Origin of the sequence: Chloracidobacterium thermophilum B, assembly GCF_000226295.1 — a bacterium.
GTDB lineage: Bacteria > Acidobacteriota > Blastocatellia > Chloracidobacteriales > Chloracidobacteriaceae > Chloracidobacterium > Chloracidobacterium thermophilum.
On sequence record NC_016024.1, the window covers coordinates 442,396 to 455,850 of the forward strand.

Sequence of the window (13,455 nt, forward strand, 5' to 3'; positions counted from 1 at the left end):
GGTAATCCGTAAAGCCGAGGACAAGAGAGGGCTGGAAAAATAGTGGGACTTGTAGGATTCGAACCTACAACCAACGGATTATGAGTCCGCCCACGGGGGCGTTGAACAGTATTCATGCCGCCCCCGGAAAGTCAACAAAAATCAACATTACCCCTTGCTTTTCCAGTAGTTTGCGGCGATACTTGCGTTGAACCGGATTGAACGGTTTTGAGCAAAAGTGGCTGGATGGTGGCTGGATGGTGGCTGGATGGTGGCTGGATGGCCGACACCCGGATTCGGGCGGATGACACCCGGACACATATCCGCTGCCCGGAAAGGAACAGGTTATGGAGCGTGTGCGGTTGACGGCGGGCAGGGTGCAGACTTTTACCTGCCCCAAAGGGAAAAGGCAGGCTTTTCTGCGCGACAGCGAAGTGCCAAGCCTGGCGTTGCGGGTGACGGCGAATGGCAGCCGCGCCTACGTTTTCGAGAGAAAGCTGAACCGGCACACCATTCAAATGACCATCGGCAGCCCGGCGAACTGGACAATCGAGGACGCGCGCGCACGGGCAAGGGAACTGGCGTCGCTGGTTGACCGGGGCGTTGACCCAAGAACGGAGCTGGAAAAGCAGCGGCAGGAAGCCGAAGCCGCCCGTGTCCGGCGCCAGGCAGCCGAAGTCTGTGCGCTGGAAGTCTGGCACGCTTATTGCCACAGCCGGCGCGCCGTGTGGGGCGAACGCCACTACCTTGACCATCTTCGTATGGCTGCTCCGGGGGGCGAACCCCGGAAAAAGGGCGAAGGCGTCACCCAACCAGGGCCGCTTTACGCGCTGCTCAATCAACCGCTGGCACGTCTCACCCCCGAAGCCGTCGAAGCGTGGGCCGCCCGGAACGCCCATCGCCCAACGCAAGCCCGTCTCGGATTGCGCCTGCTCAAGGCTTTCCTGAACTGGTGCCGCGCGCAGGCGTCCTACGGGGCGGTGCTACCCGCCGAAAACCCGGCCCACAGCCGCAAGGCGCGCGAAACCCTGGGGACGCCCAAAGCCAAAGACGACTGCCTGCAACGGGAGCAGCTTGCGCCGTGGTTCGAGAAGGTACGCCAGCAACATCCGACGGTAGCCGCGTACCTGCAAGCCCTGCTGCTGACAGGCGCCCGTTCCGGTGAACTGCTCGAACTGACGTGGGACGACGTGGATTTCCAATGGCGGACGCTTACCATCCGGGACAAGGTGGAAGGGGAGCGGACGATTCCGTTGACCCCGTACGTTGCCCGTCTGCTGGCGGCACTCCCACGACGGAACCAATGGGTGTTCGCATCGGACAGAACCGATGCCCCCATCAACCGTCCAAGTCACGCCATGGAGCGCGTCTGCCGGCTGGCAGGCATCCCACACGTCACCCTGCACGGGCTGCGCCGTTCGTTCGGGACGCTCTCCGAATGGGTGGAAGCCCCCGTGGGTGTCGTAGCCCAACTTATGGGCCACCGTCCAAGCGCCACAGCCGAACGCCACTATCGCGCCCGCCCGATTGACCTGCTGCGAAAGTGGCACACCGGAATCGAAGGCTGGATTCTCGAACAGGCCGGCATCGAACAGCCGCCGGCGGAAGCGAACCCGGCAAAACTCCGGGTGGTGAGGTAAACTCCGACCGTCGCACCTAGCCGGCGGCTGATCACCCCGGCGAACAGCGGGAACCCTTCGCCCGCCGGTGCGACACCCCATCGAAGGGCTGCACTGGAAGGGGGTGCTTTATGGCGTATCCGTCATGGGTGCCGGCTGGCGTTGCGCAGAGGGTTGAAGCCCTTGTGGAAGGATGGCGCAGAAGTGAGGAACACATAAGACTCCGGTTGGCTGACATTGCTATCAAAGCCAACATCAGGCGCGGGAGAAGGCCCCACAGCCTGCAAAGCGCGTGTAAGCGCATGCAAAAGCTCCTGCAAGACCGCCTGCAAGCCCGCATTGACAATATCCGCGACGACATAGCCTGCATCGAGCGTCTGACTCGAAGCCATAACGACGGACGTGACTATGACAGACAGGAGCTTTACGGGAGATGGCTGTCTGGTCTCGACGACCGCAAAGTGGTCATGTTTCTCCTTGCGGCCTGTGAGGCGGCGCACAACCACACCAGGATACGCCGGCAACTGAGAGAGGCCCGCCTTCTGCGCCAAGAAATCATCAAGGCCGCCAGGGAACTGTCCAGACAAATCAGAACCCTCGAATCGCTGGACGTTGGTATGCCGAAGGAGTTGGTTTCAACGCGCGCGCTACTCAGGATAGCGAACCCTTCTCACCCCGATGACGTTGACGCATGGGAAACCCTGCGCCCGCAAATACTGGGAGACGAGCCGGACTCAATCGTGAAGGTATGCGACGAGCTGGACTCAAGCGCGGAGGTACGCAGCGCGTGGGATTCAGCCCCTGACTTGGCTGACCTGCTTGAGGCTGCGGCTATGGCGGCTGAAAACTACATAACCGCGCCCCTACACTCACGACAGAAGGGTGAGAAAACAGACGCCATCCGGGTTTTTGCAGGCATACTGACCAGGATTTTCAAGTTCGACCTGACGGACCGCATCAAGCACGCAATGGCGGTAGCCGCAACTATAGCCATCAACCGCCCCGACATCGTTGTTACCTACGACAACGTGCGTAAAGCCCTGGACGGCAGACAGCCCCGCCCTGGAAAAGTCGCGCCCGAAAAATAATCGAGTGCTCCACGACAGATTCGGGCTGACGCGGCATCCTGCCCCCGTTCGACGATTGCGAATAAGCGCGAACGGAGGTGCAGTATGCAGAAACTACTCGAAAACGAAACCCGACCGGCAATCCCGACCGGGGAAGCCGCCCGGTTGCTTGGCCGCCGTCCACAGACGCTGCGCCTGTGGGCGTGCCTGGAAAACGGCCCGCTCCGTCCGGTTCGGGTTCACGGCCGCCTGATGTGGCCGGTAGCGGAAATCCGACGATTGCTTGAAGGCAAACCAAACAGCCAGACGCCCGGCGCGGCGAATGGCAAGGCATAAACCCTTTGGGCGTGCCCAAAAGTTTCGACCCGGCACAGGGGAAAGCTGTGACCGGGCCGGGAAAGGAAAAAGGCTTATATGGAAGCTAAATCTAACTGCACGAACGGTCAACTGGAACCGGCGCTGAACAATGCGTCAGGGCGCGGCCGGAGATTCAGGATGACATCGGCTTTCGAGCTGCGGCGCAACCCGCTGTCGCACGATTGGCTGATTCAAGGTTTTCTCGAAGCCAATACGCTCGCCCTTCTGTTCGGCGAACCGGCAGCCGGAAAGTCGCTGCTGGCGCTGGACTGGGCCGCGTCTGTCGCAACCGGACGCGCCTGGTGCGGACGCCAGACCCGGCGGGGGACGGCAATCTACCTGGCGGGCGAAGGCTACCGGGGGCTGGCCCGGCGGCTGGCCGCGTGGGAAAGGGTGAACGGACAGGAATCGTCTCCCGATGTGCCGCTGCTCTTTTCAGAGTGCATTGCCGGACTGCCCGACAGCGTAGGCGCGGTTATCGAGGGCATTGACGCGGTTGCCATCCGGTACGGGAAGCCGCTGCTGGTGGTTATTGACACCTTGGCGCGCTGCTTTACCGGCGATGAGAACAGTGCCGGCGGTATGGGCGGCTTCCTGACCGCGTGCGACGCGATGCGCCTTCGCTATGGCTGCACCGTGCTGATTGTCCATCACTCCGGTCACAGCGATAAGGGGCGCGCGCGCGGCTACTCATCGCTGCCGGCGGCGATGGACGCGATTTACCAACTCGAAACGGAAGGGGAAGGCAGGCGGAAACTGAAATGTTCCAAGGCCAAGGACTTCAGCCCGCCTGCTACCTGCTCCTTCATCATTCAGGAAGTGAAGTTGCCCGATACAGACCAGAGAGGAAAGCCCGTTACGGCGCCGGTACTGAAAGAAGCACCTGCCCTGGCGGAGCTACCCCAAGCAACCGTCAGTCCGGCGTGGCGCCACCCAAGCCGGACTTACCTGAGATAAAGAAAGGAGACTTTGTCGGCCCGTGTATCTATCACATCACTCTCTATCGCGTCAACCGTACCAGCCGGCGCCGGCGCCGGGAAGCACGCTGGACGATGCTTTGCCGGAAATCCGCGCCCGGCTTGGCTGTGCGCCACAGCGGCTGTACGAGACTACTAACGGACGCCCCATCCGCTTCGGACGGGGCAAGTCAGCTTGGGCTTTTGCCCATTACGTAAACGGCACCTGGTTTGTCCACTACGGTGACTGGCGCACCGGGGAACAGTACACGTGGACTTCGCATAGCCAGTACGAGCTGACGGATGTCGAGCGCCGGCGTCACCAAGAAAACCTTCGCCGGTTTCTGGAACAGGAAAGACTGAAGCGGGAAGGTCAGCAGGCGGCGGCGGCCCGTAGCGTGCAGGCGCAATGGGAAGCCCTACCGCCGGCGCCGGCAGACCATCCCTACCTGGTACGCAAAGGCGTCCAGCCGCACGGCATCCGCATCAAAGCCGGCAGTCTTGTCGTGCCGTTGCGTGACATCGCCGGGCAACTGTGGAGCTGGCAGACGATAGACGCTGAAGGCAGGAAGCGGTTCTGCAAGGATGGGCGCACCAGTGGTCTGTTCTTCACCTTCGGCCAACCCGGCCAACTCGAAACCGCTAACACCATCCTGGTCTGCGAAGGATGGGCAACGGGCGCAACGCTGCACGAGTCCACCGGGCGGCCGGTAGTGGCAGCGATGAACGCCGGCAACCTGCTGCCAGTGGTGCAGGCGCTACACGGGAAATACCCGCAATGCCGGCTGGTGATATGCGCCGATGATGACTGGAAAACCGCCGGCAATCCGGGAGTAACCAAAGCCAGAGAGGCAGCCTGCTCTGTCGGGGCGGCGGTTGTCGTTCCGCTTTGGTCAGTGGAGCGCGGCGAAAAGGACACCGACTTCAATGACCTGGCGCTGGCGGAAGGGCGTGAAGCGGTTCAGCGTCTCGTTGAAGCTGCTCTGGCGGCGCCGGAAGGCAGGACAGACAGCGCGACAGACAGCGTGACAGACAACGCGCCGGCGCCGGACGAGACAACCGACAGCGTGCCTGACGTGCCATCACCTGGTGTGCCGGATGACGAGGCGCCGGGCAGAACAAAGGGCAAGGCGTCTGGCAAGGCAAAGAGCAAGGCAGAGGCCAAGGCGCCGGTCAAGGCAGTGCCCGGGCCGGACAAGGCAAAGGTCAAGCCAGAGGACAATGCGCCGGACAAGGCAGAGACTAAGGCGCCGGCCAAAGCGAAGGTCAAGGCAAAGGTCAAGCCAGAGGACAAGGCGCCGGTCAAAGCGAAGGGCAAGGCGCCAGGCAAGGCGAAGGCGAAGGACAGGGCGCCGGATAAGGCAAAGCCAGAGCAGGAAGGGAAGCCAGAGCAGGAAGGGCGGAAGTGGACGTTTCAGGACTCTGTGCTGTTCAACCTGGAAGGGCTGTTTGGCGTGAAGCTCGAAGGCCCGCTGCCTTACGAACAACCCATCCGCTTCCGCACGTCCGGCTTCGGTGAAACCGGCTGGTGCATCCTTTACCGGCTTCCCAGCGGCGCCGAGGCGGCCAAGTACGGCGATCACCTGACAGGTGTTTACCACCAGCAGTTCTCAAAAGACCTCATCAGCCCGCAGGAAAAGCGGCAACTGGAAGCGGAGCTGCACCAGCTAGAGCAGGAAGGGCAGCAACGCCAGGAAGAGGCGCACAGGCAGGCGGCTGAAAAGGCACAGGCGGAATGGGCATCGCTTCTTCCGGCACTCCCTGACCATCCCTACCTGCAAAGCGCCGGCGTCCAGCCCCATGACGCGCGCGTCACGCGGAAGGGCGCGCTGTGCGTACCGTTGCGCGATGCCAGCTGGCAGTTGTGGAACCTGTGGTTCTTCGAGGCGGACGGCAAGACGTGGAAGGTGTCCGGCGGGCGCACCCGTGGACTGTTCGCGCCCTTCGGTGAACGCGCCAGCTTCGAGGCGGCTGAAGCCATCCTGGTCTGTCAGGACTGGCTGACCGGCGCGCTGCTGCACGAGTCCACCGGGCGGCCGGTAGCGGCATCCGACAGGCTGGATGCGACGCTTCAGGCATTGCGCGAATGGCTACCAGAGGTGAAGCTGGCGATATGCGTTGACAATGACCCGGCCGCGCTTGAGGAAGCCGGGATTGCCACCCGGAAAACCGGCGCGGTTGTTATCACGCCACCAAGCGAAGGCGAACCCGTCACCTTCCTTGACCTGGCAGGCACCAGAGGACGGGAAGCGCTACGCCAATTGGTTAGTGACGCATTGCGTCAAAACCCGCGCCCCGGCAAAAACGAGCGTCCCTGCTTCTGGCTGGTTGTAGAGCCGGTGGAAGACCGGGAAGGGAAGCAGAGCAGGCAGTACAAGCCGGGCGTGTATTACTTCGGGACAAAGACTGAAAAGGCTTTTGGCAGGACAGTTGAGGTTCCCGTTGAAGCCTGGCTGTGCAGCCCGATCCGGCGGAAGGCGCGTACCATCGAATGGCCCGACGGCGCCCAGGGCGTCAGGCTGGACGTTCACGACGGAAGCGGCTGGCGCGATGTGGTGCTATCGCGTAGAGACCTAGCCTCGCGACGCCATCGTGAAATCCTGCTGGACTGTGGCGCCAGCCTGGAAGCCCAAAGCACGGACGCCAAGGCGTGGCTGGTGGAATACCTGCAACAACCCATGCCCCGGCGGGAGTACACCACAGAGCGTACCGGCTGGCACGGACAGCAGTACGTTTTCCCGGACGTTACCATAGGGAAGGGTGAGACCATCCTGTTCACGGGCGCACGGGCTACAGACAAGCCTTTGACGGGCGGCGAACTTGCCGACTGGCAGAAGTCGGTTGCAGCGCTGGCAGTGGGCAATCCCTTGCTGACGTTTTCAATCTCGCTAGCCTTTGCCGGGCCGCTGCTCGAACCAACCGGACACAACGCCGTGCTGGTGCAGCTTGTCGGGCGGAGTACAACCGGCAAGACAACCTGCCTGCTGGCGGCAAACTCCGTTGTCGGGCCGGAAGCGCTGGTAACAACCTGGTACACCACAGCCAGCGGGCTGGAGCAGAAGGCGCTAACGCACTGTGACGGCTTCCTGGCGCTGGATGAAATCGGGCAGGTGAAGCCGGATGTGCTGGATGGCGCGATTTACACCCTGGCGAATGGCACGGCCAAGCAACGCGCCAAAGCCTACGAACACGGCGTAGGGGCGGTGCCAACGCAACACTGGCGGGTGGCGGCGCTTTCGACCGGCGAAAAGACAATCGAAACCCTGCTGGCGCTGGACAAGCGCAACGTCAACGCCGGACAGGCTGTGCGGTTTATCGAAATCCCGGCGGAAGAGCAATACGGCGCGTTTACGGAGCTGCACGGCTACGAGTCCGGGGCAGCCCTTGCCGATGCCCTGCGCAAGGCAGTGAGACAGTACTACGGCACGCCTATCCGGGCTTTCCTTGAGAAGCTGTGCAACGATGACAGAGATAAGCTGAATCAGGTGCTGGACAAGTGTACGGGACGCCTGCTTGAGGCTGTGAAAAACAGCGGTGCGGCACCAGGTGCGCAGGCCAGCCGCGTCCTGACTTCAATGGCGCTGGTGGCGGCGGCTGGTGAGCTGGCAACGTCCTACGGCATCACCGGCTGGAAACAGGGAGAAGCGCTTGAGGCGGCGCTGCATTGCTACCGGCTGTGGGCACGGAGACGGGCTGCCGGAACCGACTTCGAGACAACATCCATAATCCGCCAGGTGTATGACTTCATCACCGAGCATGTAGATTCACGGTTTAGCCCGATAGTTCGTGGTGGCATACCGGCAGGCAATGACATACCCGGCGATGAGCAGGGCGATGAGCAGGCAGGTGATGACATACCTGGCGGCAAGTCTGGCACAGTGTTAGACACAGTGTATGTCAATAACCCTGTCGTGCATCGTCGCGCCGGTTACTACTGTGACCTGCCGAATGGAGACCGTCTGTACAAGTTCACCAGTAGAGGATTCCAAGATGCTGTAAAGGGCTTTGACCTCAGGCACGCGCGGGATGTGTTGAAGAGTCTGGGCGCGCTTATTCCGGGCAAAGACCACGACAGTCAATCCGTCCGGACCGGGACCGGATACCCCGACAAAGTGCGTGTTTACGTGATTTCATTCAATGCGCTGAATCGCGCGCTGGAGCAGGTAGGAGGGTGTGAGTGATGGGAGCAGCGGAAGTGCTCAGATTTCTGTCAACCTGGAACGAACCCAGCCCAGCCCGGAACGAACCCAGCGAAGCACAGCCCAACTCATCGTGCAGCGCGCCTGAACCGACAATGACGCGCAATGACGCGCCGGGTGACGTAACCCCCACAGACACCAGGCAGGACGCGCCTGGCGGCATTACAGGGCAAAGTACACAGCCTGACAAAGCAACCAGCCAGCCGGATGACGCGGCGCGGCTACGGGCGCGGATTGACGGCTGTCTGATAACGGAACCTGACCCGGCGCTACGGCTGTTTCTCAAGTCGCTGCTCCACAGCAGCCACCACTACCCGGCGGAGATGGTGCGCCGGCAACTCGAAGCGTACCTGCAAGCCGGCAACCCTGATGACTTCCTGAACCGGCTGGCGGCGCTGCACCTGGACTGGGTGAAGCAGGACGTTGCCAGCGACCCGGACGGCAACTGGCTGAAGCACGGCAACGCCGGAGACCGCACGCTGATGCTCGAAGCCATCAGGGAAGCCTTCGAGCAGGAAGCCCGGCCCGTACTGCGTTGCTACCTGGCAAAGCTGGCGCGTAGAACGTTGACCGACCCGGTGTACGCACGCGAAAGACTGGATGACTACACCAGCAAGCGTGATGACGATACCTGGCAGTGGCTGGCGGAAGTAGCCGTTGCCGGCAGCCCTGAAGCGGCTTTCCAGTGGCGGCTGCAAGCGGCACGCCGGCAGACAACCGACGCCGACCTGCACGACTACCTGGACAAGCTCGAACAGGAAGCGCGTGCAAACCTGCCAGAGGCTGTCTCGAAGCTGGAAGCCTTCACCAAGCCTGTGACGCCCGTCCAGGGCGCGCCGGCGGCGTAGGGCACGCTGACAGGCAGGCGTTTTGGGGAGTACTACCATACAGGCGGGCTTCCCAGAACGCCTTATAAACGATTTTACGGGCTTGCAAGCCTACTGGAGGGTTTATGGCAAAGCTATCACCTGACGATTGGGAGCAAATTCGCGCTGAACGTGAAGCCGGACTGAGTTTCAGGCGGCTGGCTTCCCGGCACGGTATCAGCAAGACGGCTATCATCCAGCGCGCCAAAGCTGAAGGTTGGGGCGATGGAGCGGACGTGGCGGAGCTGGTGCGGCGCAAAGCCAGCGCCAGAGTTGCCGGCGTGGACATTGCCAGCCCGGAAAAAAAGGCGGCGGCGATTGACACGGCGGCGGAACTGGCGGCGGACGTTATCCGGCGTCATCAGGCGGAAGCCGAACAGGTGCGGGAGCTGTTCTGGCGCGGGCTGGAAGCCAGCCGGGCGGCGGAGACGCTGGATGAAAAGCGGCTGGCCTTCGAGACGCTCAAGGCGGCAAAGATTTCCAGCGAGACAGCCCTGAACCTGCAACGGATGGAGCGCATCAGCCACGGGCTGGACAACCAGGGCGGCAAAGTCGAACTCGTCATCGAGCGTAGCTACGGAATAGCAGCATAGGGCTGACCAGGGCTAACCAGTAACAACCAACCCAACCCGGCGCTGGCATCACCTGCCGGCGCTTTTTGTTTGCCCGGGCCGCCGTACCAGTGGAACAAGTGGAACAAGCGGAACAAGCTGGAACAAAACTTAGTGAAATTTTTGTTCCAGGCTAACCTATTGACCTGACAAGGGTTACCTACTACTGGAACAAAAGGAACAAGAATTTCAGACAGGATATATACATGTGAAGCGCATGCCCCCGGAGTAAGGGATGTCTTCCCTTTGCCTGGCATGAGCATGTGCATGGCATGAGCATGCGATCAGAGTTGTTCCCGATCCGTGCCTGCTCGTGTAGATATACCCCCTATGCGAAAATTCTTGTTCCTTTGTTCCAGCAGCGCCTAAGTCTTTTATGTGCAATGGGTTACCCTGGAACAAAACCCTTGTTCCAGGGCTTGTTCCATGTTCCAGCGGCGATTCAGGGCGGCTGTCTCAGGAAACCGCCGGCGGCGCTGCCTTCACGCCTGGCAGGACGTGCGGCCCGGCTTCCTGTCTGGCTTCCTGCTTTCCTGCCTGCCTGCCTTCCTGCTTTGCCTTCCTGCCTGGCTTTCCTGCCTGGCGCCGGCAACCCGCCAGCAAGCCGCCGGCAAGCCGCAACGCACTGCCTGGCAGGACGGAAACGCTATCGAACGGAGCTGCGGGCTGATGGAGCCGCACGCCGGATTGACGCCGGGCACGGGCGTTTGCCAGTCTGTACGGCAAGCTATGGGCGCGGGCGGCCCTGAAACGCCGGGAGGACGATGATGGCTACTGTGGTTTACCGGCCTGTTTACGAATGCACGACTGACCTGCCCGAAGCCTTCGGGCACGACGAGGACGTGACCGTGCCCTACGAACTGTGGGGCGGGCGCACTATCAGAGTGCCGGTTGGCTGGCGCGAAGTGGAAGTGGACGGCTTCGAGGCGGTAGTCGGTTTGCGCTACCTGGACGAGCTGGACTGGGACGGCACGGCGCCGTTCGTGCAGGTGATTGAAGTGGACGGCTACGAGGATTTCTTCGGCGCCAATGACCCACGGGTGCGCGTGCTGAACGAAGATGTGCGGAGCGTCCGGTGTCTGACCCGTGCCGAAGCCCTGGCACTCGAAGCCGAAACCGCGTGACCCCGGTACTCCGACTCTGACTCCACGGCCGGCAGCGATGCCGGCTTTTCTTTTGCGCCGTACCGAAGCCCTGGCGCGCTGGCTACAGGGCGGAAGCCACCCCTGACGGACGGACGGAAACCCGCCCGACTTCGCAAAACTGGCTGGATGGTGGCTGGACGGCTTTGCCGGGCTGATGCCTGCTGCCTTCGAGCGCCCCGTAAACTACTGATTTTATTAGTGGGACTTGCAGGACTCGAACCTGCAACCAACGGATTATGAGTCCGCTGCTCTGACCGTTGAGCTAAAGTCCCACACCAGGGCAAAATCGTAACCCGTGCCGCCAACCCCGGCAAGTCATTCACTTCCCGCCGGTCACCAGTGCAAACATCACCGAACCGAGCAGCCCCAGCAGCCACAAACTGCCGGGAATGATGGCCATCTGCAGCGGTGTTTTCTTGTAGGCAACTGCCGCCAGCCCGATGGCCATCAGCCCGATGAACCACAGGGAAAAGACATCCACCCAACGCACTGCCGCGAGCATCCAGCCCGGCAAGGATTCAGGAAGCAGCGGTGCCGGATTGCTGATGACGAAACTACCCCGCGCCTTGAGAATCTGTTCAACATCCGGCGGACGCAGGAGGATGATGAGGATGTTGAGCACGTACTGGACGCTCTCCGTGGCATAGGTGGCGTAAGCGGTGACGGAGAGCACCTGCCGGAACGTGGCCTGCCCGCGCACAAGCAGCATGCCCAAGTAGTACACTCCCGCCAGCGCCAAGGTCGCCAGGACGCTAACACCTATCCCGATGACCGGAGCAAAACGCTGAAGCCCGGCGCTGAATTCAATGTCCTGCTCAAACTGGCGCTGTTCAGCATCGGAAAGATCAGGCCACCGCTTGCCCTGACTTTCGAGCTGGCGCTCAATGGCCCGGCGGGCAACTTCTTTGGGATCAACCTTGACCCAAACACTGAAAAACACCGAAAACCCGGCTGTCAGCAGCGCCATGACCAGCATCGGGGCCAGAAACTCAGGCTGGCGGCGCAGCGCTGCAAACACAGCGCCAGGCGTGAAAAACATGCCCTTCAGCCGTTGCCAGACCGTGGTGGAAACCGGTTGTGCCTCTGCGCCGGGAGAAAGTTCATTGGCATCCTGCATGCTCGGACGTGCTCCTTTGGACGTGCGTTTTGTTTCGCAAGCCACGGCGTGCGACAAGTGGCTTCTGCCAGAGTGTTGTTCCCCCATCCACCGACGACACCATGACCAAACGCATTCTCTGTTGGTTTCGGCGCGACCTGCGCCTGGACGATAACACGGCTTTGCTGGCGGCTTACGCTGCGGCGGAAGAAGTTGTTCCGGTGTTCATTTTTGATGACGCCATCCTGTCCCGTCCTGACACTGGCGCCGTGCGCGTGGCGTTTTTGCTGGAAAGCCTCCGCAACCTGGATGAAAACCTGCGCGCGCGCGGCAGCCGATTGCTTCTCCGCCGTGGCCGGCCGGAGCATGTGCTGGCGCAGCTCGTCACGGAAACGGCCGCCAGCGCCGTTTATTTCAACCGTGATGTGGAACCATTCGCCCTGGCGCGGGATGCCCGTGTGCGGGCGCATCTGGAAGGACGGTGCGCCGTCGAAGGCTTCGACGATGGCGGACTCACCGCACCGGAGGCCGTCAGAACCAAGGCCGGAACACCCTACACGGTCTTTACACCCTACAGGCAGGCGGTTCTGGCGCAGCCTATCCCACGTCCCCGCCTGGCGCCGGCGATGCTCAGGACGCCGGCCGATGTGCCAAGCGACCCCTGGCCATCGCTGAAAGACCTTGGTTTTGCTACCTCAGTCAGTCCACCGCCGGGCGGAGAAACCTCAGCTCAAGCACGGTTACAGGGCTTCATACAAAACGGGCTGGCCCGCTATGCCACCGAACGCGATGTTCTTTCCGCTGATGGCACATCCCGACTATCGCCCTATCTGCGGTTTGGCTGTCTGTCACCACGCCGCGCCTACTGGGCGGCGCGGGAAGCTGTCCCGGAAGGCTCGCCCGGCATGGAAAGCTGGATTGCCGAACTCATCTGGCGCGACTTTTACCGCCAGATTCTGTTTCATTTTCCTTACGTGGAAACTGGTGCGTTCCGGCGCGCCTACGATGACCTTGCTTGGGAAAACAATGCGTCCTGGTTTGACCTCTGGTGTCAGGGCAAGACCGGTTTTCCAATCGTGGATGCCGCCATGCGCCAACTGCTTACAACCGGCTGGATGCACAATCGGGCGCGCATGATTGTGGCGTCCTTTCTGACCAAAGACCTGCTCATTGACTGGCGATGGGGCGAGCGGCACTTTATGAAACATCTCGTGGATGGCGATCTGGCGGCCAACAACGGCGGCTGGCAGTGGGCGGCTTCGACGGGCACCGATGCCCAGCCGTACTTCCGCATTTTCAATCCGACCGCCCAAGGGAAAAAATTTGACCCCACTGGGGCCTATGTTCGGCAGTATGTGCCGGAACTGCGCGCCGTGCCAGACCGCTGGATTCACGAGCCTTCCCGGATGCCGCCAGACGTACAGCGGGCTTTTCGCTGCGTTATTGGCGTGGACTACCCGGCGCCACTGGTTGACCACGGCCGCCAGCGCGCCAAGGCACTGACCATGTTCGGACGCTTCGCCAGCCCGGAAAAAAGGCCGGGCAGGTGAGGACGTGGGC

Annotated in this window: 10 protein-coding genes and 2 tRNA genes; 9 read left to right on the top strand and 3 right to left on the bottom strand. The window is 61.8% G+C overall.

Features of this window, described 5'->3' with window-relative positions; all coding sequences use genetic code 11:
* Window positions 1-43 precede the first annotated feature (43 nt).
* Window positions 44-136, bottom strand: a tRNA-Ile gene (locus CABTHER_RS16920).
* A 190-nt stretch (window positions 137-326) separates the two neighbouring features.
* On the opposite strand from CABTHER_RS16920, the gene CABTHER_RS01845 reads away from it, so the two are divergent.
* The 8 genes from CABTHER_RS01845 (at window position 327) to CABTHER_RS01885 (ending at window position 10,778) form a co-directional block, all read left to right on the top strand.
* Window positions 327-1,619 carry a tyrosine-type recombinase/integrase gene (locus tag CABTHER_RS01845; protein ID WP_014098871.1) on the top strand — a complete coding sequence of 431 codons (1,293 nt, stop codon included), beginning with the start codon at window positions 327-329 and terminating at the stop codon, window positions 1,617-1,619.
* 281 nt (window positions 1,620-1,900) lie between these two features.
* Window positions 1,901-2,686: a hypothetical protein gene (locus CABTHER_RS01850; RefSeq protein WP_148263898.1), complete on the top strand. Its 786-nt coding sequence runs from the start codon at window positions 1,901-1,903 to the stop codon at window positions 2,684-2,686.
* 84 nt (window positions 2,687-2,770) lie between these two features.
* Window positions 2,771-3,001, top strand: coding sequence for a MerR family transcriptional regulator (locus tag CABTHER_RS01855; RefSeq protein ID WP_014098873.1), 231 nt, complete (start codon window positions 2,771-2,773; stop codon window positions 2,999-3,001).
* A gap of 78 nt (window positions 3,002-3,079) precedes the next feature.
* Entirely contained in the window at window positions 3,080-3,979 is a 900-nt protein-coding gene (locus CABTHER_RS01860; RefSeq protein ID WP_228374060.1) for an AAA family ATPase, read from the top strand.
* Window positions 3,980-4,001: 22 nt separating this feature from the next.
* Complete coding sequence (locus CABTHER_RS15290) at window positions 4,002-8,159, top strand: DUF927 domain-containing protein (protein ID WP_081464637.1); 4,158 nt, start codon at window positions 4,002-4,004, stop codon at window positions 8,157-8,159.
* Window positions 8,160-8,272: 113 nt separating this feature from the next.
* Window positions 8,273-9,025, top strand: coding sequence for a hypothetical protein (locus tag CABTHER_RS01870; protein WP_148263899.1), 753 nt, complete (start codon window positions 8,273-8,275; stop codon window positions 9,023-9,025).
* A gap of 104 nt (window positions 9,026-9,129) precedes the next feature.
* Window positions 9,130-9,636, top strand: a complete 507-nt coding sequence (locus CABTHER_RS01875) for a hypothetical protein (protein ID WP_014098877.1) — start codon at window positions 9,130-9,132, stop codon at window positions 9,634-9,636.
* 785 nt (window positions 9,637-10,421) lie between these two features.
* The gene (locus CABTHER_RS01885) at window positions 10,422-10,778 is read left to right on the top strand and encodes a hypothetical protein (RefSeq protein WP_228374031.1); all 357 of its coding nucleotides are present in this window, start codon (window positions 10,422-10,424) and stop codon (window positions 10,776-10,778) included.
* Between the two features lie 220 nt (window positions 10,779-10,998).
* Here the strand turns inward: CABTHER_RS01885 and CABTHER_RS01890 are convergent.
* Together CABTHER_RS01890 and CABTHER_RS01895 are read right to left on the bottom strand one after the other, a co-directional pair.
* Window positions 10,999-11,071: transfer RNA gene (locus CABTHER_RS01890), tRNA-Ile, on the bottom strand.
* A gap of 47 nt (window positions 11,072-11,118) precedes the next feature.
* Window positions 11,119-11,916: a YIP1 family protein gene (locus CABTHER_RS01895; RefSeq protein WP_014098880.1), complete on the bottom strand. Its 798-nt coding sequence runs from the start codon at window positions 11,914-11,916 to the stop codon at window positions 11,119-11,121.
* Window positions 11,917-11,945: 29 nt separating this feature from the next.
* On the opposite strand from CABTHER_RS01895, the gene CABTHER_RS01900 reads away from it, so the two are divergent.
* Window positions 11,946-13,445 carry a cryptochrome/photolyase family protein gene (locus CABTHER_RS01900; RefSeq protein ID WP_228374061.1) on the top strand — a complete coding sequence of 500 codons (1,500 nt, stop codon included), beginning with the start codon at window positions 11,946-11,948 and terminating at the stop codon, window positions 13,443-13,445.
* The last annotated feature ends 10 nt before the right edge of the window (window positions 13,446-13,455 follow it).